This window comes from Rhodococcus sp. WY5 (assembly GCF_018588185.1).
GTDB lineage: Bacteria > Actinomycetota > Actinomycetes > Mycobacteriales > Mycobacteriaceae > Rhodococcus_F > Rhodococcus_F qingshengii.
The window spans coordinates 5,121,904-5,146,829 of the sequence record NZ_JAAMPR010000001.1 but is presented as its reverse complement, the minus strand read 5'-3'; the positions used below and the strand labels follow the sequence as shown (position 1 = coordinate 5,146,829).

General features: G+C 63.6%; 26 protein-coding genes. 17 read left to right on the top strand and 9 right to left on the bottom strand.

Translation table 11 applies throughout. The features are described 5' to 3' along the window. Together G4D79_RS23770 and G4D79_RS23765 are read right to left on the bottom strand one after the other, a co-directional pair. Entirely contained in the window at positions 1-342 is a 342-nt protein-coding gene (locus G4D79_RS23770; protein ID WP_007731147.1) for an acyl-CoA carboxylase subunit epsilon, read from the bottom strand. Then, a complete protein-coding gene (locus tag G4D79_RS23765) occupies positions 339-1,979 on the bottom strand; it encodes an acyl-CoA carboxylase subunit beta (protein WP_003940853.1) in 1,641 nt (546 codons plus the stop codon). Before G4D79_RS23765 ends, G4D79_RS23770 begins: the two co-directional genes overlap by 4 nt. A 115-nt stretch (positions 1,980-2,094) precedes the next feature. Between G4D79_RS23765 and G4D79_RS23760 the strand changes: the two genes are divergently transcribed. The 5 genes from G4D79_RS23760 to G4D79_RS23740 all read left to right on the top strand — a co-directional run bounded on the left by G4D79_RS23760 (position 2,095) and on the right by G4D79_RS23740 (position 6,351). Beyond that, positions 2,095-2,949, top strand: a complete 855-nt coding sequence (locus G4D79_RS23760) for a biotin--[acetyl-CoA-carboxylase] ligase (RefSeq protein ID WP_003940755.1) — start codon at positions 2,095-2,097, stop codon at positions 2,947-2,949. A gap of 118 nt (positions 2,950-3,067) precedes the next feature. Beyond that, a complete protein-coding gene (locus G4D79_RS23755; protein ID WP_003941007.1) occupies positions 3,068-3,643 on the top strand; it encodes an HdeD family acid-resistance protein in 576 nt (191 codons plus the stop codon). A 74-nt stretch (positions 3,644-3,717) separates the two neighbouring features. Further along, entirely contained in the window at positions 3,718-4,284 is a 567-nt protein-coding gene (locus tag G4D79_RS23750; RefSeq protein WP_003941034.1) for a PH domain-containing protein, read from the top strand. Positions 4,285-4,321: 37 nt separating this feature from the next. Next, complete coding sequence (locus tag G4D79_RS23745) at positions 4,322-5,002, top strand: response regulator transcription factor (RefSeq protein WP_003940916.1); 681 nt, start codon at positions 4,322-4,324, stop codon at positions 5,000-5,002. A 26-nt stretch (positions 5,003-5,028) separates the two neighbouring features. Continuing rightward, on the top strand, positions 5,029-6,351 hold the full coding sequence (locus G4D79_RS23740) for a HAMP domain-containing sensor histidine kinase (protein WP_007731154.1): 1,323 nt from the start codon (positions 5,029-5,031) through the stop codon (positions 6,349-6,351). A 26-nt stretch (positions 6,352-6,377) separates the two neighbouring features. Here the strand turns inward: G4D79_RS23740 and G4D79_RS23735 are convergent, their stop codons facing one another. Continuing rightward, positions 6,378-6,977, bottom strand: coding sequence for a GtrA family protein (locus G4D79_RS23735; protein ID WP_064688941.1), 600 nt, complete (start codon positions 6,975-6,977; stop codon positions 6,378-6,380). Between the two features lie 191 nt (positions 6,978-7,168). Here G4D79_RS23735 and G4D79_RS23730 point away from each other — a divergent pair, with 191 nt between their 5' ends. From G4D79_RS23730 to G4D79_RS23700, 7 genes are all read left to right on the top strand, one after another. Further along, positions 7,169-8,368 carry a 5-(carboxyamino)imidazole ribonucleotide synthase gene (locus G4D79_RS23730; RefSeq protein WP_250887978.1) on the top strand — a complete coding sequence of 400 codons (1,200 nt, stop codon included), beginning with the start codon at positions 7,169-7,171 and terminating at the stop codon, positions 8,366-8,368. Then, positions 8,352-8,864, top strand: a complete 513-nt coding sequence (gene purE, locus G4D79_RS23725) for a 5-(carboxyamino)imidazole ribonucleotide mutase (RefSeq protein ID WP_030535024.1) — start codon at positions 8,352-8,354, stop codon at positions 8,862-8,864. The genes G4D79_RS23730 and purE overlap by 17 nt, the downstream gene beginning before the upstream one ends. Before the next feature lie 7 nt (positions 8,865-8,871). Continuing rightward, the gene (locus G4D79_RS23720; protein WP_214514450.1) at positions 8,872-9,249 is read left to right on the top strand and encodes a hypothetical protein; all 378 of its coding nucleotides are present in this window, start codon (positions 8,872-8,874) and stop codon (positions 9,247-9,249) included. A 35-nt stretch (positions 9,250-9,284) separates the two neighbouring features. Beyond that, positions 9,285-10,472, top strand: coding sequence for a sensor histidine kinase (locus tag G4D79_RS23715; RefSeq protein WP_030535022.1), 1,188 nt, complete (start codon positions 9,285-9,287; stop codon positions 10,470-10,472). 35 nt (positions 10,473-10,507) lie between these two features. Beyond that, a complete protein-coding gene (locus tag G4D79_RS23710) occupies positions 10,508-11,200 on the top strand; it encodes a response regulator transcription factor (protein WP_003940960.1) in 693 nt (230 codons plus the stop codon). 135 nt (positions 11,201-11,335) lie between these two features. Next, complete coding sequence (locus G4D79_RS23705) at positions 11,336-12,133, top strand: ABC transporter ATP-binding protein (protein ID WP_042450120.1); 798 nt, start codon at positions 11,336-11,338, stop codon at positions 12,131-12,133. Then, the gene (locus tag G4D79_RS23700) at positions 12,130-14,580 is read left to right on the top strand and encodes an ABC transporter permease (protein ID WP_214514449.1); all 2,451 of its coding nucleotides are present in this window, start codon (positions 12,130-12,132) and stop codon (positions 14,578-14,580) included. The genes G4D79_RS23705 and G4D79_RS23700 overlap by 4 nt, the downstream gene beginning before the upstream one ends. Before the next feature lie 3 nt (positions 14,581-14,583). On the opposite strand, the gene G4D79_RS23695 is transcribed toward G4D79_RS23700, so the two are convergent. Then, on the bottom strand, positions 14,584-15,297 hold the full coding sequence (locus G4D79_RS23695) for a TIGR03089 family protein (RefSeq protein ID WP_054827248.1): 714 nt from the start codon (positions 15,295-15,297) through the stop codon (positions 14,584-14,586). A 21-nt stretch (positions 15,298-15,318) separates the two neighbouring features. Beyond that, complete coding sequence (locus G4D79_RS23690; RefSeq protein WP_214514637.1) at positions 15,319-16,803, bottom strand: LCP family protein; 1,485 nt, start codon at positions 16,801-16,803, stop codon at positions 15,319-15,321. Between the two features lie 114 nt (positions 16,804-16,917). Here G4D79_RS23690 and rfbD point away from each other — a divergent pair, with 114 nt between their 5' ends. The 4 genes from rfbD to G4D79_RS23670 are packed head-to-tail and all read left to right on the top strand — an operon-like array spanning position 16,918 to position 20,597. Next, complete coding sequence (gene rfbD / locus G4D79_RS23685; RefSeq protein ID WP_054802243.1) at positions 16,918-17,757, top strand: dTDP-4-dehydrorhamnose reductase; 840 nt, start codon at positions 16,918-16,920, stop codon at positions 17,755-17,757. Between the two features lie 43 nt (positions 17,758-17,800). After that, positions 17,801-18,715, top strand: a complete 915-nt coding sequence (locus tag G4D79_RS23680) for a glycosyltransferase family 2 protein (RefSeq protein ID WP_003940999.1) — start codon at positions 17,801-17,803, stop codon at positions 18,713-18,715. After that, on the top strand, positions 18,712-19,794 hold the full coding sequence (locus G4D79_RS23675) for a sugar phosphate nucleotidyltransferase (protein WP_037125580.1): 1,083 nt from the start codon (positions 18,712-18,714) through the stop codon (positions 19,792-19,794). Before G4D79_RS23680 ends, G4D79_RS23675 begins: the two co-directional genes overlap by 4 nt. Positions 19,795-19,826: 32 nt before the next feature. Next, on the top strand, positions 19,827-20,597 hold the full coding sequence (locus tag G4D79_RS23670) for an SGNH/GDSL hydrolase family protein (RefSeq protein ID WP_003940765.1): 771 nt from the start codon (positions 19,827-19,829) through the stop codon (positions 20,595-20,597). Here G4D79_RS23670 and G4D79_RS23665 read toward each other — a convergent pair. Genes G4D79_RS23665 through cofD form a run of 3 tightly spaced genes read right to left on the bottom strand, consistent with a single transcriptional unit; the run spans position 20,588 to position 23,527 of the window. After that, positions 20,588-21,148, bottom strand: coding sequence for an NUDIX hydrolase (locus G4D79_RS23665; protein ID WP_003940680.1), 561 nt, complete (start codon positions 21,146-21,148; stop codon positions 20,588-20,590). The genes G4D79_RS23670 and G4D79_RS23665 overlap by 10 nt on opposite strands. 4 nt (positions 21,149-21,152) lie before the next feature. Next, positions 21,153-22,538 carry a coenzyme F420-0:L-glutamate ligase gene (locus G4D79_RS23660; RefSeq protein ID WP_042450117.1) on the bottom strand — a complete coding sequence of 462 codons (1,386 nt, stop codon included), beginning with the start codon at positions 22,536-22,538 and terminating at the stop codon, positions 21,153-21,155. Beyond that, on the bottom strand, positions 22,535-23,527 hold the full coding sequence (gene cofD, locus G4D79_RS23655) for a 2-phospho-L-lactate transferase (protein WP_003940958.1): 993 nt from the start codon (positions 23,525-23,527) through the stop codon (positions 22,535-22,537). The genes G4D79_RS23660 and cofD overlap by 4 nt, the downstream gene beginning before the upstream one ends. 380 nt (positions 23,528-23,907) lie before the next feature. On the opposite strand from cofD, the gene G4D79_RS23650 reads away from it, so the two are divergent. Continuing rightward, positions 23,908-24,186, top strand: coding sequence for a WhiB family transcriptional regulator (locus G4D79_RS23650; RefSeq protein WP_020907098.1), 279 nt, complete (start codon positions 23,908-23,910; stop codon positions 24,184-24,186). 175 nt (positions 24,187-24,361) lie between these two features. On the opposite strand, the gene G4D79_RS23645 is transcribed toward G4D79_RS23650, so the two are convergent. Continuing rightward, a complete protein-coding gene (locus G4D79_RS23645; protein WP_003940797.1) occupies positions 24,362-24,850 on the bottom strand; it encodes a metallopeptidase family protein in 489 nt (162 codons plus the stop codon). Between the last annotated feature and the right edge of the window lie 76 nt (positions 24,851-24,926).

The following is a 24,926-nucleotide window of genomic DNA, read 5'->3' as shown; positions in this document are numbered from 1 at the left end:
TCAGCTGCGACGGATCGCGGGGTTCAGGTACGCGTACGGCGAGAACGGCGCACGCGTGCGGTGGAACTGAGTCGGATCGCCCCAGGTCTCCGCGGGAACGTTCGACTCGGGAGCTTGACCGCTGCCGGCAGCCGCAGCAAGCACGCTGACCAGTGCCGCGATCTCGACGTCCGTGGGCGAACCCTTGACGATCTTGATGACCGACGCGTCGGAGGTCGACGTCTCGGTCAGCTCCGTGAGCGAAGCATCCGTCGCGGTTCCCTCGACGACCGCACCGTTGGTCGGTGCAGTCTCCGCCAGTGCGACATCTTCGCTGAGAATGTCCTCGGTGGTTGCGGTCATAGGGGAATGTTCCCATGCTTCTTGGGCGGAAGGGAAACGGCCTTGCGCTCTAGCAGTCGCAATGCGGAAACGATTTGTCCGCGGGTGTGCGACGGAGGAATGACAGCGTCGACGTATCCGCGCTCAGCGGCGACGTACGGGTTGACGAGTGTGTCCTCGTACTCGTTCTGCAGCTTGAGGCGCAATGCATCGACGTCTTCGCCGTTCTTCGCGGCTTCGAGAAGCTGCTTGCGGTAGACGAATCCGACTGCTCCGGATGCACCCATGACGGCGATCTGAGCGGTCGGCCATGCCAGGTTCACGTCGGCGCCCATGTGCTTGGAGCCCATGACGTCGTACGCTCCGCCGTAAGCCTTGCGGGTGATGACCGTGATCTTGCCGACCGTTGCTTCTCCGTATGCGTAGAGGAGCTTCGCGCCGCGGCGGATGATGCCGTTGTATTCCTGCTCGGTTCCGGGGAGGAAGCCGGGAACGTCGACGAGCGTGATGATCGGGACGTTGAACGCGTCGCAGGTACGCACGAAGCGAGCGGCCTTCTCCGAGGCGTCGATGTCGAGGCAGCCCGCGAACTGGGTGGGCTGGTTGGCGACGATGCCGACCGAGCGTCCGTCGACGCGACCGAAACCGACGATGATGTTCATCGCGCGCTCGGCCTGGACCTCGAGGAACTCGTCGTCGTCGAGGATGCGACGGATGACCTCGTGCATGTCGTACGGCTGGTTGGCCGAGTCCGGGATGAGGGTGTCGAGTTCGATGTCCTCGGCGGTCAGGCTGTCTTCGATCGAACCGACGATGGGGTCGGTGATCTCGCCGCGGGGAGCCGCTGCCTGGTTGTTGGACGGCAGGTAGCTGAGCAGGTCCTTGACGTAGTCGAGGGCGTCCTGCTCGCCGGAAGCGACGTAGTGGGCGACGCCGGACTTGACCATGTGGGTGCGAGCGCCGCCGAGGTCTTCCATCGTGACGTCTTCACCGGTGACCGTCTTGATGACGTCGGGGCCGGTGACGAACATCTGGGAGGTCTCGTCGACCATCACGACGAAGTCGGTCAGTGCGGGGGAGTACACGTGGCCGCCGGCGGCGGGTCCCATGATCAGTGAGATCTGGGGGATGACACCCGAGGCCTGGACGTTGCGGTGGAAGATCTCGCCGTAGAGGCCGAGCGAGACGACGCCTTCCTGAATGCGCGCGCCTGCACCTTCGTTGATGCCGACGAGGGGCCGTCCGGTGCGGATCGCGAGGTCCATGACCTTGACGATCTTCTCACCGTAGATTTCGCCGAGCGATCCGCCGAAAACGGTGGCGTCCTGTGAGAAGACACAGACGTCGCGGCCGTCGATGGTGCCGTAACCGGTGACGACGCCGTCGCCGACCGGGCGGTTGTCAGCGAGACCGAAGTTCACGCTTCGGTGCCGTGCCAGTGCGTCGAGTTCGACGAAGGAGCCCTCGTCGAGGAGGGCGGTGATGCGCTCGCGGGCGGTCAGCTTGCCTTTGGCGTGCACCTTGTCGATGGCGGCTTCGCCGCTCGGTGCCTGCGCCTGGGCTTGGCGATTCCGCAGGTCCGCGAGCTTTCCCGCGGTCGTGTGGATATCGGGTGCGGCCGCCGCCTCCGGCGCGTTCGGCTCTTGGACAGTGGTCATGGACGTGAGCTTAACGAGAGTGCGTGGGGGGCTTCGAAGGCAGGTCCGATTGTCGCTGTCTTGCAGGCTCAAGCTACTGACCAGTACATTCTCGCTGTCGTCATAGGCTGGGGCTATGTGGACCGACTTGAACCGACCGCCCCTCGACGGCAATGCCCTACGACGCGCACTGGTGCGCAGTGACAACGACGACGCGCGCGTTTTCTGGAACCGCCTCGACGTTGTCGAGGAGACCGGTTCGACGAACGCGGATCTCCTTGCGCGAGCGGCAGATCCGGATGCCGACCGTCACGTTCTGATCGCCGAATATCAGGCGAGTGCCCGTGGCCGTCATTCGCGCACGTGGGTGAGTCCGCCGCAAGCGCAGATCTCGATGTCGGTTCTGCTGTCGATGCCCGGAATGAATCTCGCGGACATGGGTTGGCTCCCGCTACTGTCGGGAATCGCGGTCGTCGACGCGCTGCGCAACGTGGCCGAAGTACCCGCAGAACTCAAGTGGCCGAACGACGTTCTCATCGGTGACAAGAAGGTCGCCGGCATTCTGGCCGAGGTGGCGAGGACGGCGCCCGATCCCGCGGTGGTGGTGGGGATCGGGCTGAACGTGAGCCTCGGCGTCGAGGAGCTGCCCGTCCCGACCGCTACGTCACTGCTGATCGAAGAAGCATCGACTGTCGACCGCGACACTCTCGTTCGCGCAATCGCCCGTGAATTGGCGACGCAATTCCGTGCTTGGGAATCGTCGAAATGGGATACATCTGTGTTGGCTGCCGAATACCGGCAGCGCTGCGGGACGCTGGGCAAACGAGTCCGCGCGGTTTTGCCGGGCGACAAGGAGGTGTTCGGTATCGCGACCGACGTCGACACTTCCGGACGCGTCGTCATCGAAATCGAGGGAACAGATGGGGAGACCTTTGCGGTCGCAGCAGGTGATATCACGCACCTTCGCGCCGCCCCGGTCACCGAATCGTGAACGTTGCCGGATTTTCTGGCACCAAAGTGCTAATTTTTGGCCCGGACCGGTTTTCGAACCAACCGTCCGTCCTTCATTTCACTCAACTGCGGGATTTACCGAGCTGCCTAGGGGCGTCATGACCACACCGATCGTTGTTCCGACCGAAGCCGAGACGGCCGAGAGCGCTCGCCGCGTACTCACCGGCGTGACGGTGCTGCTCGGTGTCCTCACATTGGGCCTGGGTATCGCGGTACTCGCGTGGCCGGATGCCACCCTGTTCGTGGTCGCGGTTGTCATTGCGATCCAGCTGTTCGGATTCGGAATCGTTCAGATCATCCGTTCGTTCGCGGACGTGACGGCTTCGGGTGGAACTCGCACGCTCGTCGCGATCTCCGGCGCGTTGGCAGTGCTCCTCGGATTCTTGGTTCTCCGTAGCCCTTTGCAGACGGTGGTTCTGATCGCGTTGGTGATCGGTGCCTGGTGGGTATTCCGTGGCGTTCTCGATCTGGTCGACGCGGCGTCCGGGCACACCGTCGATCGCGGTCTGTCGATCGTGCTCGGAGTCATCAGCATCGTCGCGGGTGCAATCGTCCTTCTGCAGCCCGAACTCTCGCTCGACGTCTTCCGCATCGTGGTCGGCGTGTGGATGGTGCTGTACGGCATCATCATCGTCGTGACCCCGTTGGTGCTGCGAAAGATCGCGCAGCCCTGAGCGTTGCCCTGAAGACGGGTGTGCCTGAAAGTCGGTGTGTCTGAAAGTCGGTGCGGGGTGGCAGACTTCCCGTCATGGGATATCCCGAAGACGCCCTCGCTCAGGACGAGGAACTGATACTGCATCGCCATCCTCATTGGAAGATGTTGGTGCTTCCGGCGCTGACGTTCGTGCTTGCGACGGCCGTCGCCGGGTTCTTGTTGGGCCTCGCACAGACGAGATTGGACGGCACGGCTCGCACCGTGTCGTCCATTGCCGTCGGAATCATCTGGCTCGGTGTCGTGGCCTGGCGATCGGTTGCGCCGTTCACGGTCTGGAAGTTCACGCATTTCATCGTCACCGATCGGCGAGTGCTCATCCGCCACGGAGTGCTCACGCACACGGGTATCGACATTCCCATGGGACGGATCAGCAATGTTCAGTTTCGTCACGGCCTGATCGATCGAATGCTCAAGACCGGAACTCTGGTCATCGCATCTGCCAGTGACGATCCGCTCGAGTTCGACGACATTCCTGACGTCGAGCACGTTCACGCCCTGCTGTATCACCAGGTTTTCGATTCCATGCAGCAGCCACCATCGCAGGCACCGCAGTGGCCGTCAGGTGAAAACGACGACCCGAACGATCGAAATGGCTGGTAATCAACGTGCAAAGGCGTGTTGTCCGTAGTCTGTTCGTGTGACTGCCGTATTGCTAGCCGAAGACGACGAGGCCATTGCTGCACCCCTTTCCCGCGCCTTGGGGCGTGAAGGGTATTCGGTGACGGTCGAACCGACCGGACCCGCTGCGTTGCAGCAGGCGCTCGAAGGTGATTTCGACCTGTTGATTCTCGATCTCGGCCTTCCGGGCATGGACGGCCTCGAGGTCTGCCGACAGATTCGTGCGCATCGCACCTCGCTCGCCGTGCTGATGTTGACCGCCAGGACCGACGAAGTCGACTTCGTGGTCGGGTTGGACGCGGGCGCCGACGACTACGTCAGCAAGCCGTTTCGTCTCGCCGAGTTGATGGCACGTGTGCGAGCACTCCTGCGTCGCCACGGTGGCCGCGAGGACACGATTGTCGAGGTCGGTGGCATCAGGCTCGAGCCCGCGGCACGACGCGTGCTCGTCAACGGCTCCGAAATCGCCTTGGCCAACAAGGAATACGAGCTTCTGCGGGTCCTCCTCGAGCATGCCGGGGAAGTTGTCTCGCGCGATACGATCCTTCGTGAGGTGTGGGGCGACGTCGAGCTTCGTGGATCGAAGACGCTCGACATGCACATGTCGTGGCTGCGCCGCAAGATCGGCGACGAGGGCCCCGCCGTGGAACGCAGGATTGCCACCGTCCGCGGTGTCGGTTTCCGAATCAACACCGACTAACTTCTCGAGAATCAGGAACTGCCGGCATGCGGCGTCGCATATTGCAGTCGATTCTCGCTGTCGTGATCATGACGGCGTTGCTGCTGGGGGTTCCGCTGATCTACACGGCGTGGCTCTGGGTGGAGGACGTGACGCGAAGTGATCTCCGGGTGCGCCTCGACCGGATGGCCGCTGAGGTCATCGCGCAAGAGGGGACGAATGGACTCGTCGAAGGTGCGTTGAACACCGATTCGCTCAAGGTTCTCACCCCGAACGACGGGCGCCTCGTCGTCGTGTATCCGACCGTCGTCGACGGCGCCGCACGCGTCGACGTCGGTGAGGCGACGGTCAAGAACGCACTCGTCGAATCGCTCGCGATGGGAACGTCCGGCTCGTTGCGTCTCGAGGTGCCGTCGGAGAACCTGCGCACCCAGCAGAAACAGGCGGTGATGGCTGTCGGCGTGCTCGTGCTTCTGTCCATCACGGCAGGCACCGTGGTTGCTGTGGTCACTGCGCGTCGGCTTGCCGATCCGCTGCAGGATGTGGCCGACCGGGCGGCGCGCCTCGCCGAAGGCGACTTCCGGCCGGATCCTCGTCGGCACGACATCCCCGAACTCGACCGCGTGTCCGACGTCCTCGATGCGGCAACCGTGGAGATTTCGGTGCGGCTGCAACGAGAGCGCGCGCTGGTTGCGGACGTCTCGCATCAACTGCGCAGTCGACTGACTGCAGTGCGGCTGCGCCTGGACGAGTTGTCCGTTCACGAAGATCCTGACGTCGTGAACGAGGCCGAGGAAGCCATGGCGCAAGTGGACAGGCTCACCGACGGAATCGACGACCTGATTCGCTCGTCGCGCACCAGTGGGTCATCGGCGAGTCTGGTGTCGGTAGTCGGCGAGCTGGAACAGGTGACTCGCGACTGGCAGGCTCAGTTCGACGGAGAGGGACGCAGGCTGCGCCTACGCGGCGATCGCACGGTGATGGCTGCGACCACAGGTTCGCGTCTGCGTGAAGCTGTTTCCGTTCTGGTCGACAATTCGTTCGAACACGGTGAAGGCACGTGCACGGTGTCGGTGCGATTGATCGACGGTACGGGTCGCAGTTCGTCTCGCCGTGACTCGATGGTGTGCGTCGAGGTCACCGACGAAGGCTCCGGTGTGGAGAACGATCTGGCGCCGCACATCTTCGACAGAGGATTTTCGGGGGCGGGGTCCACCGGCGTCGGGTTGGCGCTCGCACGTGCACTGATCGAAGCCGACGGGGGCCGCCTGGAACTGCAGAGGCGTAAGCCTGCCTTGTTCGCCGTCTTCCTGCCGGTGGCCAACACGGCGCCGACCGCGGACGTCGTTCCGCACCGCGAACCGCGCTGACCGAAAGGCCGGCGCAGACGGAAAACTCAGGAGTGCCCGAGCTCCTCTTCGGCATCAGGAATTACCGGCTCAGGCGCTGTGGTTTCGGATAACGCTGTGGTTTCGGACAATCCTGTGGTGTCGGACAGCTCGAGCGGTTCCGGATTCTCGTCGGGAAACACGAACTTGCGGAAGGCCCAGAATCGGAACGCCATCTGCAGCAGGTTGCCGATGACATATGCACTGATGAAGTCGGCGATGTTCTCCGTCGCCAAGCTGACTTCGGGTACGCGCAGGTTGAAGACGTAACTGGAGATGTACAGCGGGATGAAGCTGATGACGACACCGATGGCGCTGATGATGAAGAACAGCGCAGCTTCGTGCGCTGGTTCACGGCCACCACGGTTCTTGAACGACCACTCGCGGTTGAGAATGTACGACGCGATCACCGCGACGACGCCGGCGATGATCTTGGCCGTGATCGGCTTGGATTCGAGGATCGACAGCTTGAGTGTGTAGAAGATGCCCGAGTCGATGAGGAAGGTCGTTCCGCCGACGATCGCGAATTTGATCAGCTCGCTGTGACGCAGAGCGATGTCACGAAACGGTTGGGGTATGCGGGCAATGACCCCGTCGACAAATGGCACAACAGATGAGTTTACGAAACGAAACCGCGTTACCACCAATTTGCCGCGGATTCATCAGCAGAATCACAGATTGGGAACGCTGAATGAACGGGCGAACGCGGCACATGACAACATAGAGAGCCGTGACCGGCAACAACGATCCCGCGCAGATCCCCGCCCGCCCGACCACCCCTCGACCGGCAAAAGCATCCATGCCCGTCGTCACCATGATCGGTGGCGGACAGTTGGCCAGGATGACTCACCAGGCGGCGGTGGCCCTGGGCCAGACGCTCCGAGTGCTCTCCGGGACTTCGGACGAGCCGGCAGCTCAGGTCAGCCCCGACGTCGTGCTCGGCAGCCACACCGACCTCGACGCTCTTCGACGCGCAGCGGTCGGTTCCAACGCGTTGACGTTCGACCACGAGCACGTGCCCACGGAGCATCTCGAGGTTCTTGTTGCCGAAGGCGTGAACGTTCAGCCGCCGCCGCAGGCTCTGATCTTCGCTCAGGACAAACTTCTGATGCGTCGCAAACTTGCCGAACTGGGCGCGCCCGTACCTGCGTACGCCGAAGTGACGTGGGCAGAAGACGTCGTGCGTTTCGGTGCCCAACACGGTTGGCCGCTTGTCATCAAGGCAACACGCGGAGGCTACGACGGCCGCGGCGTCTGGATCACCGACGATCAGGACGAAGCAGAAGCCATCGTCACCGAGCAGCTGAACAAGGGTGTTCCGCTGATCGTCGAGGAAATGGTCTCGATGCGTCGGGAGCTGTCCGCCATGGTGGCGCGGTCGCCGTTCGGACAGGGCGCTACGTGGCCGGTCGTGGAAACGGTTCAGCGCAACGGCCAGTGTGCCGTCGTGATCGCACCTGCCCCCGAGCTTTCGAGTGCCGTTGCCGAGGAAGCTGAACAGTTGGCGCTGCGCATCGCGTCGGAGCTCGGTGTGGTCGGCTCCATGGCCGTCGAACTGTTCGAGACGACCGACGGCACTCTCGTGGTCAACGAGTTGGCGATGCGCCCGCACAACTCCGGTCACTGGACGATGGACGGCGCCCGCACCTCTCAGTTCGAGCAGCACCTGCGCGCGGTTCTCGACTACCCGCTCGGAGATACGTCGCCGATCGCGCCGGTCACCGTGATGGCCAACGTTCTCGGTGCGCCGGAAGCTCCCGAGATGACGATGGACGAGCGCGTCCATCACCTGTTCGCGCGGATGCCTGACGCGAAGATCCACCTGTACGGCAAGGATGAGCGCAAGGATCGCAAGATCGGTCACGTCAACATCGTGGGCGGCGCCGGATCCATCGACGATCCGAATTACGTTGCCGCAGTTCGGGAACGCGCCGAGCGCGCAGCACATTGGCTTTCGTATGCAGTTTGGACCGACGGATGGGATGTACACGGTGAGTGAGAGCGCGCAGGTCGGCCTGATCATGGGCAGCGATTCGGATTGGCCGACCATGGAAGCTGCCGCCGAAGCTTTGGCCGAGTTCGGTATCCGCTTCGAGGTCGGTGTCGTCTCGGCGCACCGCACGCCTCAGCGGATGCTCGACTACGCCAGGGAAGCCGCGGGCCGCGGAATCAAGGTCGTCATCGCCGGTGCCGGTGGCGCCGCGCACCTTCCGGGCATGGTTGCCTCGGCCACGCCGTTGCCGGTCATCGGTGTTCCGGTGCCGCTCAAGTACCTCGACGGTATGGATTCGCTGCTTTCGATCGTCCAGATGCCGGCCGGCGTCCCGGTGGCGACAGTGTCGATCGGTGGCGCTCGCAACGCCGGTCTGCTGGCTGCTCGGATTCTCGGTGCTTCGGATCCCGCACTGCAGCAGCGGATGGTGGCGTTCCAGGAGAGCCTCGAGTCGATGGTGCTCGACAAGGACAAGGCGCTCCGCGAAAAACTGCTGGGCTGATCTTCTCGTGTGTGCACGACGCGGGCTGCCGCTGATCCGAGCGAGTCGGGGCAGCGCGCAGTCCGCGTTCGTCACCCGCGTCGCCCTGCTGTACGCCAGGATTCTCGGCGCGGACATCCGCTTCGACGACGAGTCCGGAATCTTTGTCGCCTCCGGACTGCGCTGCGGGTTCGCCAGAGGCGGAACAACTCTCGGTGGTGTATATCTCACGCGGCGAAACGCGACGCGACCCGTCCTTCGCCACGAGGCAGTCCACGCGGACCAATGGGCCAGGTACGGAATCATATTCGGGTTGCTGTACCTGCGTGAGGAACTGCGTCATCGCGGGCCGCGGAACCGCTTCGAAATCGAGGCCGGTCTCGAAGACGGCGGTTACCGCACCTGAGTGAGAGCTCGTCAGTAAAAGCTACTCTTGGCGGCATGGCTCGTTTTCCGACTAGTGAACGCTTCGTCCGCTGGAGCGCGGAACATGCTCGCGGTGTGGACATCTGCATTGCGACGGTTGCCGCACTGTTCAGCGTTGTCGTTGCGGTCGAGGCGAGTCCGCTGGCGGTGTTCATCTCGCTGGGTATGACCGTTCCGTTGGCGTGGCGACGCTCGCGCCCCGAACTCTCCGGCATGGTGATCGCAGGGTTCGCAGTTCTACACGTGATCTTCATCGGCAACACACTGCTCGCATCGGCCGTTGTCGTACCCATCTCCCTGTACGCGCTGGCCGCTTACGGCGCTCGGTGGAGTTCACTCACCGGGCTGGTGCTCGCGTTGCTCGGCTCGATTGCCGGAACTGTTCGATACTTCGGCTACGACGGAATCCCGGTGTCCTCCCAGGTCATGCAGTCCGTGGCCGTCATGATCTTCATGCTCGCGGTCTGGGCGTTCGGTGACCTGCGTCGAGTCCGCACCAAACAATTGGAAGGCCTGACCGAGCGCGCACGGTTGCTCGAACTCGAGCGTGCGCAGGAAGCGGAAATCGCGACGATCAGCGAACGCTCGAGGATTGCGCGCGAGATGCACGACATCGTTGCTCATTCGTTGACCGTTGTCATCGCTCAGGCCGACGGCGGACGCTACAGCGCGGCCAAGGATCCTCAGGCTGCAATTCAGGCACTCGAAACAATTGCCTCCACCGGCCGCCAGGCGTTGACCGACATGCGATCGCTGCTGTCCGTCCTGCGTGAGGACACGCCCCGTGATTTCTCGGTGATCCCGGGCGCCGGCGACATCGACAGTCTCTTCCACGAGTTACGCAGCAGCGGACTCGACATCGCCGTCAGCGTGACCGGGGAACCACGCGAACTCTCTGCGGGTGCGGGGTTGACGGCGTATCGCATCGTGCAGGAATCGCTGACGAACGTTCTCAAACATGCGGGGCCTGGAGCACAGGCGAGCGTCGAGATGACGTGGGCTGAAACCGAACTCGTTCTCGGTATCACCGACGACGGACGAGGCGGCAGCGCCGCGCTGGTCGAATCGTCACCAGGCGGACAGGGACTGATCGGAATGGCCGAGCGAGCCAAGCTGCACGGAGGCAAAGTGACCGCCGGACCGAAATCAGGCGGCGGATACAGCGTCCGGGCCGTCTTGCCGTACGAACGAACGTCTGGGTAGGTCTAGAAACGCCCGAAGGTCTTAAGGTGAGTGGCATGGACGAACACGTGGCTCCGATCGCAGTGGCACTGATCGACGATCAGCAGCTGGTCCGCGCAGGTTTTCGAATGGTCATCGACTCACAGCCGGATCTGTCGGTGGTTGTCGAGGCTTCGGACGGTCAGCAGGCGTTGACCGAGTTGGCCGCCCGTCATGTCGACGTCGTTCTGATGGATGTCCAGATGCCGAAGATGGACGGCATCGAGGCGACTCGTCGGCTCCTGGCCGACCCCGATGCGCCGAAGGTCGTGGTGCTCACCACCTTCGACAACGACGAGTACGTGATGTCGGCTATCCGGGCGGGCGCCAGTGGTTTCCTGCTCAAGGACGTGCCACCGGAGCAGTTGCTCGACGCCATCCGCACCGTGCACCGCGGGGACGCGGTGATCGAAGCCCGGGCCACTCGGCGACTGCTTCAGCACGTCGGGCCACTCCTGGAAGGCTCGGCGCCCGAAGCGCAGTTGCCCGAAGAGTTGACGCCGCGCGAGGTCGAGGTGCTCGAAGCCATGGCGTACGGGCTGTCGAATTCGGAGATCGCTGCGAAATTCCACGTCTCCGAGACGACAGTGAAAACCCATGTCGGACGGGTTCTTTCAAAGACGCATTCTCGTGATCGTGTGCAGGCAGTCGTCTTCGCTTTCCAGATCGGACTTGTCCGGCGCGCGGATCTCCTCGGTACCGAGGGCTGACGAGCAGCTCTGTTCAGTCCTACCCCGGGATGACACCGGGCTTTCCAAGATCGCCCCGCGCTCCGACGCGGAGACCACTTGCGCTGCAATAACGTCGATTCCGTCATAGCGAGAAGCTTTACGGAGGGCAAAAGAATGCATGCGCACACCACGACGGAACCAGCCGCAGTGCCGGCGATCACTGCCCGCGGTGTCACCAAGGTGTACGGCACCGGTGAGACCACGGTTCACGCGCTCGGCGGAGTCGACGTGGACTTCGGTCGCGAGCGGTTCACCGCGATCATGGGCCCGTCCGGCTCCGGAAAGTCGACGCTCATGCACTGCCTGGCCGGACTCGACACGGTCTCGGGTGGGCAGGTTTTCCTGGGCGACACCGAAGTCACGAAACTCGGCGACACGGAGCTCACCGAACTGCGACGCGAGCGAATCGGATTCGTCTTCCAAGCGTTCAACCTGCTACCGGTGCTCACTGCTCGGGAGAACATGCTGCTGCCGATGAAGCTGGCAGGTAGTGAACCCTCGCCCGAGTGGATGGACGAGGTGATCGGCAAGCTGGGCCTGTCGCAGCGTCTCGATCACCTGCCGCACGAATTGTCGGGCGGTCAGCAGCAACGCGTAGCCGTCGCCCGCGCACTACTGCCGCAGCCCGACGTGATCTTTGCCGACGAGCCCACCGGCAACCTGGATTCCCGTTCCGGGACAGAGGTTCTGGGGCTCTTGCGGACCAGTGTCCGGGAGACCGGTCAGACCGTCGTCATGGTGACGCACGATCCGGTGGCGGCGTCGTACGCGGATCGAGTCGTGTTGATCGCGGACGGGCGTATTGCCGGAGAGATCGACCATCCCACCGTCGACTCGGTGATCGGTGCCATGCGAGCTCTCGGTGCCGACGACCTGGCCGATGTTCCTGCAGTTTCGGGTGCACTGCGATGAGAGGTCTGGCTTTTGCGCAGGCGCGGGCACATGCCGGGCGCTATGTGGCGTCGATACTCGCGGTGGTGATCGCCGTCGGATACATCGTCGCGACTTTGACCTTGAGCTCGACGGTCGACGCGAGTGTGAGCAAATCACTTGCGACGCAATACGAAACCACAGATGTCGTCGCGTCCGGTCCAGGCGTGACGGAAGCTCTGCTGAGCGCGGTGCCGGGCGTCTCGGCGGTGGCCGACGACGTGTCGACGTATGTTCGTGTCGACTCCGAGGCAAAGGGCGCGTCCTACGGGGATGCGCTCTCGATTGCCGACAATCCCGAATTGCGTTGGGAGAAGATGTCGGAGGGATCGATTCCGGCCGGTCTGGGGCAGGTGTTGGTGAGCGCGGACTCCGGGATACCGATCGGTGCCCGAATCACAGTCACGGCACGGGATTCGACGGTCGGTGCCGCCGCACCCACCGCGGAGGTAGTCGGACTGGTCGACCTCTCCGGTTCGGCGCAACGACTGGGCGGGATCAAGATATTCACCACCGCCGAGCAGGTGAGCGCGTGGGCCGGTGACAGTGCCGAACGTGAGTTCCGTGTCGCCGGTGACGGTTCACGCTCTCAGCAACAACTCGTGGATTCGATCGCGAGCGCGTTGCCCGCGGACTCCACCGTGCTGACCGGCGAAGAAGCCACAGACAACGCCGCAGCCGAATACATGGGCGGCACCAAGATCCTCAGCACGGTGTTGCTCGCCTTCGGCGCCATCGCCGTTGTTGTTGCCGCGCTGGTGATCGCCAATACATTTGCCGTGCTGCTCGCGGCGCGCACTCAGGAACTTGCGTTGCTGCGATGCGTCGGCGCCACGGCCAAACAGGTTCGCCGGAGCATTCGCAGTGAAGCCGCGGCGGTCGGCGTGATCGCCTCGGTGATCGGCGTCGGACTCGGTGTCGGACTTGCCTGGGCAATCGGTCGCGTAGCAACGGCCGCAGATGTGCCGGTTCCTCTTTCGTCACTGAGCGTCACCCCGGTGACCGTGCTCGTCGGTCTTGCCGTCGGCATCGTGATGACGATGCTCGCTGCATCTGCGCCCGGGCGGGCGGCAACGAGGCTCTCCCCGCTGGCAGCACTGCAGCCGATGGAGTCCAAGCCTGAGAGCGTTCAGGTATCGGTGGTGCGCCGGGTTCTCGGCGTCGTGACCCTGCTCGCGGGCATCGCGATGACCGTCCTGGGAGTGACGAATCAGCAGGTGCCGGCGGCAACCGCCGGTGGACTGTTCTCGTTCCTGGGGATCGCGGCACTGTCCGGTCGAATCGTGCCTGCATTGATCAATGCGGCCGGCGGAGTGTTGGCGAGACTGATCGGTCCGGTGGGAAGCCTGGCAGCAGGCAACGCCGGTCGGAACCCACGCCGCACCTCGGCGACGGCCACCGCATTGTTGATCGGTGTTGCCTTGACGAGCACGCTCGTCGTGGGAATCGCGACGGTCAAGGAAGCCGCACCCGCGGCGATGGACAGTCAATTCCCCGTCGACGTTATGGTGAGCAGTTCAGGTTCGGCACCGCTTCCCGCAGGGTTGGGCACAGACATCGCCGCGGTCAACGGTGTCGGCGCGGTGAGCGGTCTGGACAAGGCCGAACTGACGATCGACGGGCGCGGTTCGTTGGCCGGATTCGGCGTCGACGCTGCTCGGGTGAAAGATGTTCTGCGTACCGAGATCTCGGTACCTGCGGCCGGTCAGTTGGTGCTCTCGCCCGCTGACCTGACCGAATACAAGCTTTCGGCGGGCGATACGGCGACGGTGCGTGGGGATCGCGGCGTCGTGAACGTCAGCGTGGTCGAGGGCGTGAAAGGTCAACCAGCACTACTGGATCGAGGCGATCTCGGTGCAGCGGCCACCGCGCCGACCACCGATTCGTACTGGGTAAGGCTGGGGACGGATACTGACGAACAGGCTTTGGCCGCCACCGACCGCATCACGGAACTGGCACGCCAGGAAGCGCCGGGCAGCGATGTTCAGGGCATGACCGAGATGCGTTCAGCTCTCGATTCGATCCTCGACACCATGCTCATGGTGGTTGCCGGATTGCTGTCGGTAGCGGTGTTGATCGCTTTGATCGGCGTCGGAAACACCATGGCACTGTCCGTTCTCGAACGGCGCCGCGAATCCGGACTGCTTCGCGCACTCGGACTGACCAAGAAGGGAATTCGAGCCATGTTGATCTGGGAAGCACTGCTGGTGGCAGGAGTCGCATCGGTGATCGGAGTGCTGTTCGGGATGGTGTTCGGTGTAGCCGGTACCGCATCGGTTTTCGGGATCGAGGACGTCGCCCTCAGCGCAGTGCCGTGGGTGCAGTTGGTAGCCATCGTGTTGATCGGCGGAATCTGCGGTGTGATCGCGTCACTGCTCCCCGCTAGGCGGGCGGGGCTGGTGTCACCGGTGACAGCTCTCGCGAGCTAGCGTTCAGAACTGTTTCGTGACCTTCTCGGTGCCCACTCGGCGCGCGGTAGCTTCCGCGTCCGGGTGGGCCACCTGCACGAGTGAGGCGCCCGCGGCGAGAACTGCCAGAAGCCCGTCGATCATTTCGTCTGCCGTGTCCCACGTGCGATTGGAGAGGACACGATCCGTCGACACCAATTCGACGTTCTTCGCCGATGCCCGTGCCGCGTCGATCGTGTCCGCTACGGACCGGCCTTCCAGCGCCGAACCGGCCCCGGCGCTACGGAACTGGTCGCCGTGCACACGGATGGAGGTTGCGTAGTCGGCGACGCCGAGCGGAAGATCGCTCAAACCTTTGCCGAACGCGTCGAGGGAGAGTGCGGCTACTTCCGGTACGTCCGCAACATCGTCCAGTCGGTCGGCAGTGACGAAAGCCAGTTCGGCGTCGGCGTCGGGGGAGAGGACCACCTCACCGCCTGCCCACCACACACCCAGCAAGACGGCGACGCTCTGCCAGTGCGCGGGAAGCAGCACGGCAACTTTGCTGCCGGGCTCGAGAGCGAACTCGTCGCGAACCATGTTCGCTGTCTTTGCCGCCCAATTGGCCAGAGTGCTCGCAGACAATTCGATGCGCTCGCCGGTGGCGTCGTCGTAGTAGGTCACGCGAGGGCCGGCCGGGTCGGCAGCCAGGATCGGTCCGAGGAGGGCGTCGGTCAGGTTGTCTACAGGCGAAGGCACCTAATCAGCTTACGCAGCGGTTCAGTTGACACAGCGCGGGCCGTTGGAGGCCGCGTCGATCGGCGGACCGGGAGGGGCGGGAGTGGGGCTGGTCTCGGTGGTGCTCGACGATTCAGTCGTGCTTGTCGCTCCTTCGGACGGGGATACCGCGTCCGCGGACTGCGGGCCGCTGTAGTCCTCGGCAATGACAACCCGAACCTTGCCCGAGGACAATGACGAATCCTCCTTGACCGTCAGACCGCCGAGTGCCTCGGCCACCGCGAGTGCTGCGTCGTCGTCCGCGGACTTTGCGAACACCGTCGATTCGGTGACGTCCGAGCCGGTGTTGTTGCCGACCTGACCCTGCTTGTACCCGAGGGCACTCAACGCTTCGGAAACACCGCTGGCCAACCCTGCGACGTCACTGGCGTTTGCGACGTCGACCGTGATCGAGGACGCATTCACCGTGGTCGGTGCTTCGGAGGTCTCCTCCGAGTCCTCGCTGTCGGCGCCGACCAATCCGGCGATGTACTTCTTGACGGCCTTGGGATCGACCTTGACGATGGACTCGCCGGAATCGGTCATGCCGTTGATGTCGAGAACGGGAATGGTCTCGAATTGCACCTTGCCGCCGGCCAGATTCTGCAACTGCTTGGCGAATTCGATGATGTCCCAGTCGTCGTCGATCACGACGGAACGCTGGACAGCCGAGGTCAGCTGGCTGAGCTTGCCGGGGTCACTGAGGGTTTTTGCGCTGAGTACCTTGCTGACGAGAGAAGCCATGAACACCTGCTGGCGAACGATCCGGTCCAGGTCGCCGCGAGGAAGATCGTGTCGTTGTCGCACGAAGCTCAGCGCGTCGGCACCGTCGAGTGTCTGTTTCCCGGCCGCGAAATTGGCTCCGGACATCGGTTCGTCTACCGGCGCGTTGAGGCACACGTCGACTCCGCCCACTGCGTTGGTCAGCAGGACGAATCCGAGTAGTCCGACTTCGGCGTAGTGATCGACGGTGATGCCGGTCAGATTCGCCACCGCTCCGATGAGCGCGGTCCGGCCGGCTTCCGTCGACTTCTTGTCTGCGTCGCTGTCGGACGACCCGTTGTTGACCAACTTCAGCCGTTCGGTTTCCTTGGTGGCACCGAACGCGGCGTTGATCTTCGACATACCGATACCCGGGACGTTGACGTACGCGTCGCGGGGAATCGAGATCGCGGTCGCGGAACTCCCGTCGTTGGGGACGCGGATCAAGATGATGGTGTCGGTATTGGACGCAACTTCCTCACCTGCGCGCAACGAGTCGAGCTCGCTTTGTGAGAGCGGGTTGCCGTGCGCGTCCGTTCGACTGTCCGTTCCCACCATCAGAATGTCGATGGCGCCGTCCTTGCCGCCACCGAGGCCGAGTCCGCTGGCAGTGGCAAGGCTGTTTCTCAACGAGTCCACACCCCGCCACGCGAACCCGGTGACCAGCAGTACGAGCACGGACAGCACCGCGACCGCTATGCGAGCCGGGCTCGTCTTGGTCCGAATCGGCGCAGGTCGTGGACGCGCGCGGCGCTGCGGTTGCTGGTGGGACACCCCTTCAGGTTACTGGTCCGATGCTCGGCCGCGGGTACCTCGACGCGGCGTGCCAGACTCAACCGTGTGACGAATATCCTGCTCACCGGCGCCCGAGGGCAGCTCGGAACACGTATCGATGCTCTCGCAACGTCGGCGGGTCACACTGTGACGGCCGTCGGTTCCCGCGAGCTCGACATCACCGACAGCCGCGCGGTCGACGACTTCGTCTCGCCTGATTCGGTGCTGATCAACTGCGCTGCGTACACGGCCGTCGATGCTGCCGAGACCGACCAGGAGGCGGCGAGGGCGGTCAACGAGATCGGACCGCGGAATCTCGCGCAAGCCTGTGCGCGGGCGGGTTCGCGGTTGATCCACGTTTCGACGGACTACGTCTTTCCGGGCGATGCAAGCTCGCCATACGACGTCGATGCACCGACCGGTCCCGCGACGGTCTACGGCCGAACCAAACTGGACGGCGAGATCGCTGTTCGAGAGTCGGGGGCTGACGCGGCCGTTGTCCGCACCGCGTGGGTGTATTCCGGTGTCGGCACGGATTTTGTCGCCACGATGAGAAGGCTCGAAGCCGAACGCGAATTCGTGAACGTCGTGGACGACCAGATCGGGTCACCCACGTACAGCGTCGATCTGGCCGGCGGCATCGTCGAACTCGCGCTGCTGGACTTCACGGGTGCGTCGACATTCCACGTGACGAACGGCGGGCAAGCAAGTTGGTACGAGTTGGCGCGAGCTGTTTTCGAGGAGATCGGAGCAGACCCTGCTCGGGTGCGCCCGTGCAGTAGTGCGGAGTTCGTACGCCCTGCCCCGCGCCCGGCATATTCGGTCTTGTCCGAGCGCGCGTGGGTTACCGCGGGAATGACGCCGCTGCGTCCGTGGCGAGAGGCTCTGCACGCCGCTCTGGCGTGAGCATTGTTCGGGACAGTGGCCGCGGACGGCTAGGCTGACCGGCGTGAGTCCCAAGCTGGCCGTGGTAACGGTGACCTACTCGCCAGGCGAGCATCTCGAGAATTTCTTGAGCACGCTCGCTGTGGCGACGACAGAAAAACCCCAGGTCATCATGGCCGACAATGGGTCGACCGATGGTGCCCCCGAGGCCGCCGATGCCAAGTACGAGCATGTCCGTCTGCTTCGAACCGGCGGAAACATCGGGTACGGGGGAGCGATAAATCGGGCTGTAGCGGAGATCGATTCGTCGATCGAATTCGTCGTGATTTCCAACCCGGACGTCCAATGGGCACCCGGTTCACTCGACGAATTGGTGGCTGCGGCAAATCGGTGGCCAAGGGCCGGTGCACTGGGGCCGAAGGTCCTCGAACCGGACGGCAGTGTCTATCCGTCGGCGCGAACGGTGCCCGACATCACCTCGGGCGTCGGGCACGCGTTGCTCGGTACCGTATGGCCGAAGAACCCGTGGACTGCTCGTTACCGTCAGGAGAACGAGGCCGTCACCGAGCGTGCAGTGGGGTGGCTTTCCGGGTCGTGCCTGCTGGTGCGACGCGACGCCTTCGACACCATCTCAGGTTTCGACTCTCGTTACTTCATGTACATGGAGGACGTGGACTTCGGTGACCGCCTCGGAAAAGCCGGGTGGCTCAACGTATTCGTCCCCTCGGCCGTCGTCACCCATGCCAAAGGCCATGCGGCAGGACGTCATCCGGAACTGATGTTGCCTGCCCATCATCGCAGTGCGTACCAGTTCCAGGCTGATCGCCATCCGCACTGGTGGCAGGCTCCGCTACGACTTGCCTTGCGCGGTGGCCTCGCGGTGCGATCCAAGATCGCCGTAGCTTCTGCAGTTCGCGAGCGCGCTCGCACCGACAACTCGACCGACAACCCATCAGTTTCGAACCACGGGGGAAAATGATGTCCGATCCGAATCCGACCGACGCCGTAATCCTGGTAGGCGGCAAAGGCACTCGGCTGCGTCCGCTGACGCTGTCGGCACCCAAGCCGATGCTTCCGACCGCCGGCCTGCCGTTCCTGACGCACCTGCTCGCCCGCATCGAGGCAGCCGGAATCAAGCACGTCGTGCTCGGAACGTCCTTCAAGGCAGAGGTATTCGAGGACTACTTCGGCGACGGCTCCAAGATGGGCCTCGAGATCGACTACGTCTTCGAGACCGAACCGCTGGGCACCGGTGGCGGAATCCGCAACGTTCTGCCGAAGTTGCGCGGTGACAACGTCATGGTGTTCAACGGCGACGTGCTCGGTGGCACCGATCTGAACGGCATTCTCGAGACCCACGAGAAGACGGACGCCGACGTGACCCTGCATCTGGTTCGTGTGGGAGACCCGCGAGCATTCGGTTGTGTTCCGACCGACGAGGACGGACGAGTCTCGGCATTCCTGGAGAAGACCCAGGATCCGCCGACGGATCAGATCAACGCCGGCTGCTACGTCTTCAAGCGCGAGATCATCGAACAGATCCCCGAAGGACGACCGGTATCGGTCGAGCGCGAGGTGTTCCCGAATCTCCTGGCCGAGGGCAAGCGGGTGTTCGGCCACGTCGACTCGTCGTACTGGCGTGACATGGGAACCCCCGAGGACTTCGTTCGCGGTTCCGCCGACCTGGTGCGAGGTATCGCACCTTCGCCGGCTCTCGAAGGTCCGCGCGGCGAGTCGCTGGTTCACCCCGGAGCCGGAATCGCGCCGGGCGCTGTCCTGATCGGCGGCACGGTTGTCGGTCGGGGCGCAGAAGTCGGCGCAGGCGCTCGCCTCGACGGTGCAATTCTCTTCGACGGCGCCGTTGTGGAAGCCGGCGCGGTGGTCGAACGATCGATCCTCGGATTCGGCGTCCGTATCGGACCCCGAGCGCTGGTCCGCGACGCTGTCATCGGCGACGGCGCGGACATCGGTGCGCGGTGCGAATTGTTGCGCGGCGCACGCGTGTGGCCGGGGGTGACGCTGCCGGACGGTGGCGTGCGCTTCAGCACAGATGTGTGATCGTTAGCTGACCTACTGGAATACTGGCGGGTATGACTTCTCTTCCGAGCCGTTACGTTGCCCTCGGTGACTCGTTCACCGAGGGCGTCGGCGACGCCGACGAACGATTCCCCAACGGTCTGCGCGGGTGGGCAGACCGAGTGGCCGAGCAGCTGGCGGTGAACAATCCCGACTTCCGCTACGCCAACCTGGCGATTCGTGGTCGCCTACTCGGACCGATCATCGACGAGCAGTTGGAACCCGCTCTGGCGTTGAAGCCCGATCTGGTGACCATCTACGCCGGCGGAAACGACATGATGCGTCCGAAGCTCGACATCGATGCGATGGTCGCCCGCTACGATTCGGCAATCGGTCAGCTCACTGCATCCGGCGCTCGGGTTCTGATGTTCACCGCGTACGACACCGGATGGTCCGCCTTCTTCGGCAAGCTCCGCGGACGTCTGGCGATCTACAACGAGCTTGTTCGCGAGGTGGCGGACCGCCACGACGCGACCCTCGTCGACTTCTGGCGATTCTCCGAATATCAGGACCTTCGGATGTGGGACTGGGATCGCCTCCACATGTCGCCCTCCGGGCACGAGAACATGGCGACGCGTGTGCTCGACGTGCTCGGCGTCGAACACGGATTGACCCCGCCCGATCTCGGGCCTGCGCCGGTCCTCACGAAAGCCGAAACTCGTCGCGAGGATCGTCAATGGGCGCGAGAGTTCTTGGTGCCGTGGGTAGCTCGGCGCGTGAAGGGAACATCGTCGGGCGACGGAGTGAGCGCCAAGCAGCCCCAGCTTTCTCCGATTCAGTCCTGATTCTTGCGCTGACGGGCGAGCGCGACCAGGTGGTCGATGGTCTCGCGTTCCGCTGTAGGTGGGAGCGCGTCCACCGGCCACCATCTGAGGTCGGTGGACTCTGCGCTGCGGACGATATGTGAATTGTCCGGCGCCACAACAAGAAACCGTAGATCGAGATGGCGAGTCGGTACTCCGAGTGAGCACGTGATCGGATGCGTGTGGGCGGAGAGTAGGTCCGCGTCTATCCGAACGTCGTGAATTCCGGACTCCTCGCGAGCTTCCCGCAATGCCGCATCTACCACCGTCTCGTCGTCGGGCTCGCAGTGGCCGCCGAGCTGAATCCACCTGCCCACCTTGGGATGCAGGGTCAGCAAGACGTGGCAGCCACTCTCGTCGAGAACGAGAGACGACGCGGTGATGTGTCCCGGTGCGTGGCGACGAAGGCAGCCGTCCGGAGCCGAATCGAGGAACGCGAGCATCGTGTGCCGCAATGATTCGTCCGCTTCGGAGGACGTCTCCCAGCCCTCCAGGACGCCCTTGGCGGAGGCGTGCAGCGATTCGGCTGACATGGACCTACAGCTCCACCAACGCGTCCCCGGGGGCGGAGACAGAGCGCGGAGTCAGTGGTTCGAGGGGGTGCCCGATTGCGATGGCACCGAGTGGCTGCCAATCCGCCGGGAGATCGAGTTGTTCGCGTACGAGATCGGCGGCGAAGATCGTCGATCCGATCCAGCAGCTTCCCACGCCGCGCGTAGCCAACGAGACCAGCAGTCCCTGCACTGCCGCGCCGGCGGCGACCGTGAACATCGTCGACTCCGCCGCGGTTCGTCCGGCATCCGGATAACTGTGTGCGCCATCGGGCACGCAGAAGGGAATGACGACCTCGGGGGCGTCGAACAGGATGTTTCCGCGGGCAACCCGGGCCTCGACGGATTCGTCACTGCGACCGTCGGCGCGAAGATCGGCGGCCCACTTCTCGCGCATCTGCTCGAGAAGAGCCGTGCGGACCGACTCCGTGCGTAGCCACACGAATCGAACCGGTCTCGTGTGGTGCGGTGCGGGAGCGGTGAGTGCCTCGGCGATCGAGCTGCGAATGATCTCCGCGTCGACGGGATCACTTGCGAACTGTCGGACCGATCGACGCAACAGCAGCGCCTGGCCACGGCCCATCGCCGTAGCTTCCTCGGTGCCCAGCCAGAACAGATCGTCCGGGCCGCGGCGAATCAGATCCTGGCCACTCGAACCGTCGTCCTCGAACCGAAGCCCACGAACGACGGCGACGGGAACGCCGCCCAGCTTGCCCTTGACCAAGTCGCCCGCAGCGGCGATTTCGTCCGCGATCGCGATCTCGGTGACGATCAGATCGTTGCCCTGACTGTCCTGTGCTCCGAGGTAGCCGTGCAGGACCGGAATGCCGGAGGAACCGATTGCGGCGTCGGTCTGCCCGTTGCGCCACGCACGACCCATCGTGTCGGTGACGACGACGGCGACGGACTTGCCCGTGCTCTCGAGAATTCGGGCGCGCAGACCCGCAGCGCTCGCATCCGGATCCACGGGGAGTAGCGCCAATTCGGCACCGTCGACGTTGGAGCCGTCGATGCCCGATGCGGCCTGCACGATTCCGAGTTTGTTCTCGGTGATCAGAGTGCGGCCCTTGCGTGCCACGACGCGGACGGCTTCCTGATCCACCAGGAGGCGTCGTGCCGCGTCGCGCTCTTCCGGATCGGTCGGTGAGGAAACGACGCGACCCTCGACTTTGGAGAACACCTTGCTCGTGACGACAACGACGTCGCCGCTTTCGAGCCACGGCGTCGCGTCGACGACAGCTGTGGCCAAGTCGTCTCCGGGCCGGAACTCGGGAAGCCCGAGCACGGGAATGACTTCGATTGCGGCGCCGGGGGAGTGATCACCGGGAGAGTGATTTCTGTCGCGGCTTGCTTCGGTTCCGGGCTCGGTCACAGTTCGACTCCGGCGATCTCGAAAGCCGTGCGAACCATTTTGGCGGTCTCTTCGGGGGACGTCATCAAAAGTGGGATGCTTCGCACGTCCACCCCGTCGATGTCGGCCGTGTCACCTTCGTCGACGAGCCAGCCGTCGAGAATACCGTTGATCGAACGAGCTCCGTAGTGGCGACCGATCGCCTCCGAAGTCGTCTCGACCCCGATCACCTCGAGGCACTCGTCAGCCATGCCGCGCAACGGTTTTCCGCCGATGACGGGGGAGAGGCCGACAACCTTGGCCGCGGTTGTTCGCAGGGCACCGCGAATGCCGGGCACCGCGAGGATCGCGCCGACGCTCACGACGGGATTGGACGGTGCGATCAGCACGATGTCGGCACCGTCGATCGCCTCGACTACCCCTGGCGCAGGCTTGGCCTGCTCGGCGCCGACGTGAGCGAAGCTGTGCGTTTCCACCTGTGCCCGATGGCGTACCCACCACTCCTGGAAATGAATCGCCTTCTGCTCACCGTCTTCCGGATCGGTGATCACGACGTGTGTTTCGCTGCGGTCGTCGCTCACGGGAAGCAGTGCGACACCGGGATTCCAGCGATTGCACAACGCTTCGGTGATCGCGGACAACGGATATCCCGTGCGGAGCATCTGGCTGCGAATCAAATGCGTTGCGATATCGCGATCTCCGAGGCCGAACCAGTCCGGCTTCGCGCCGTACGCGGCGAGTTCTTCTTTCGCATTCCAGGTTTCGCCGGCGTGCCCCCACCCGCGTTCGGTGTCGATGCCGCCGCCGAGTGTGTACATACAAGTGTCCAGATCGGGGCAGATGCGCAGACCGTGCATCCACACGTCGTCCCCGACGTTGACGACGGCCGTGATGCGATGTGGGCCTTCGTATTTCTCGAGGGATTCACCACCGGCGATTCCGAGCGCGTTTTGAACACCTTGAAGGAAACGGGCCCCGCCGACGCCGCCAACCAATACAGTCACGTTCACGACAACAGAGCCTAGGCGGTCGGCGCGTCGTCGTGTCTGGCGGGCAGAAGGTCCCGTCAATTGAGGGCCGGAATACTAATGGATTCATCTCGTTTAGCTTGACCGCGACACGCTGGACGTGTGTAATCTCAAATGTGTCATTCCAACCGCTACTTGTGAGTTCACTTGCAGCGGGGCCGGTTTCGAACACAGTTTCGAACGGTCGACGGGGTGGGGTTGAAGATGGAGTGAAAATTCTGCGCTATTACAGGTGAGGAGGCGGAACGATGCCCAATGAAAATGTCGAGATCAGTTCTCTCGCAATGACAGTAAGCGACGAACCGCAGACCGATTCCCGAGCAGGCGCAGCAGAAGGTGCCTGCAGCAGTGAGTTCGACGGTATGAGTACTCGGCCAGTGCTGAGTCTCGTCACCGGCTTCGAAGAATTGTTCGACACCATCGAGGATCAGTGGCAGGAGCGTGCTCTCTGCGCGCAGACCGATCCCGAAGCCTTCTTTCCTGAAAAGGGAGGATCGACGAGGGAAGCAAAACGGATCTGCCTCGGTTGTGAAGTTCGTGACGAGTGCCTCGAGTACGCGCTCGCGAACGACGAACGGTTCGGAATCTGGGGAGGGTTGTCCGAGCGCGAGCGTCGGCGACTCAAGCGGGGGATCATCTGATCTGCTGCTGAATCGGTTCTGTCAGCGTCGGGGCTGACGGGCGGTCTTCGAAAGTCTGACCTGCAACGGGGAATTGCAGGTCAAGCAACGACTGTTTTGTTCTTCGTGTGGATTTACTTCTTCGTGTGACATCAGTTTTTTCGTCTGACAGTGCGTCAGTCCTCGTCGGGCAGTATCAGTCCTCGTCGGGCAGCGTGGGGTCGATGACCTGTGGGTCGACGCCCAGATACGTGCCGACTTGATGGACCAACACGTCGTGCACCAGATCCGTGAGTTCTTCCGGATCCTTCGCTCGCTGCTCCAATGGGCGGCGAAACAGCACAATTCTTGCGCGAGTCGTATTTCCGTGACGGTCGATTCCGGCCGGAATCAGTCGTGACAGTGGAACCGGGCCGTCTGCGATGACCTCCGGCGGCCATGTGACGGACTCCGGATCGTGCGCGTGAATCTTCGGAACTTCGTCCACTGCGATGTCGAGTTTCGTCAGCCGGTCGTGCCATGCGAGGTCGACGGGAGAGAAGGCGTCGAGCACCAGGAGATCGAACTTCTCCGCGCGGGTACGCCTGGCGGGCACCTCCGGGGGAAGTAGCGGTCCGCGCAGGCCACGGCCGTGTCGCTCGATGGAACGAGTAGTGACCGAGCGTCGGCGGCGGGCTTGTGGCATGGCGCCAGATTACGACAGGAGAAACTGCTCGGTGTGTCCGAGTAGGTTCCGGACGTGGGGAGGGCTAGGCTCCGTA

What these genes read in the sequence shown, in the direction of transcription:
- G4D79_RS23770 (WP_007731147.1), bottom strand. Translation starts at nt 342, where the DNA reads ATGACCGCAACCACCGAGGACATTCTCAGCGAAGATGTCGCACTGGCG.
- G4D79_RS23765 (WP_003940853.1), bottom strand. Translation starts at nt 1,979, where the DNA reads ATGACCACTGTCCAAGAGCCGAACGCGCCGGAGGCGGCGGCCGCACCC.
- G4D79_RS23760 (WP_003940755.1), top strand. Translation starts at nt 2,095, where the DNA reads ATGTGGACCGACTTGAACCGACCGCCCCTCGACGGCAATGCCCTACGA.
- G4D79_RS23755 (WP_003941007.1), top strand. Translation starts at nt 3,068, where the DNA reads ATGACCACACCGATCGTTGTTCCGACCGAAGCCGAGACGGCCGAGAGC.
- G4D79_RS23750 (WP_003941034.1), top strand. Translation starts at nt 3,718, where the DNA reads ATGGGATATCCCGAAGACGCCCTCGCTCAGGACGAGGAACTGATACTG.
- G4D79_RS23740 (WP_007731154.1), top strand. Translation starts at nt 5,029, where the DNA reads ATGCGGCGTCGCATATTGCAGTCGATTCTCGCTGTCGTGATCATGACG.
- G4D79_RS23730 (WP_250887978.1), top strand. Translation starts at nt 7,169, where the DNA reads ATGCCCGTCGTCACCATGATCGGTGGCGGACAGTTGGCCAGGATGACT.
- purE (WP_030535024.1), top strand. Translation starts at nt 8,352, where the DNA reads ATGTACACGGTGAGTGAGAGCGCGCAGGTCGGCCTGATCATGGGCAGC.
- G4D79_RS23715 (WP_030535022.1), top strand. Translation starts at nt 9,285, where the DNA reads ATGGCTCGTTTTCCGACTAGTGAACGCTTCGTCCGCTGGAGCGCGGAA.
- G4D79_RS23710 (WP_003940960.1), top strand. Translation starts at nt 10,508, where the DNA reads ATGGACGAACACGTGGCTCCGATCGCAGTGGCACTGATCGACGATCAG.
- G4D79_RS23705 (WP_042450120.1), top strand. Translation starts at nt 11,336, where the DNA reads ATGCATGCGCACACCACGACGGAACCAGCCGCAGTGCCGGCGATCACT.
- G4D79_RS23700 (WP_214514449.1), top strand. Translation starts at nt 12,130, where the DNA reads ATGAGAGGTCTGGCTTTTGCGCAGGCGCGGGCACATGCCGGGCGCTAT.
- G4D79_RS23675 (WP_037125580.1), top strand. Translation starts at nt 18,712, where the DNA reads ATGATGTCCGATCCGAATCCGACCGACGCCGTAATCCTGGTAGGCGGC.
- G4D79_RS23670 (WP_003940765.1), top strand. Translation starts at nt 19,827, where the DNA reads ATGACTTCTCTTCCGAGCCGTTACGTTGCCCTCGGTGACTCGTTCACC.
- G4D79_RS23665 (WP_003940680.1), bottom strand. Translation starts at nt 21,148, where the DNA reads ATGTCAGCCGAATCGCTGCACGCCTCCGCCAAGGGCGTCCTGGAGGGC.
- G4D79_RS23650 (WP_020907098.1), top strand. Translation starts at nt 23,908, where the DNA reads ATGAGTACTCGGCCAGTGCTGAGTCTCGTCACCGGCTTCGAAGAATTG.
- G4D79_RS23645 (WP_003940797.1), bottom strand. Translation starts at nt 24,850, where the DNA reads ATGCCACAAGCCCGCCGCCGACGCTCGGTCACTACTCGTTCCATCGAG.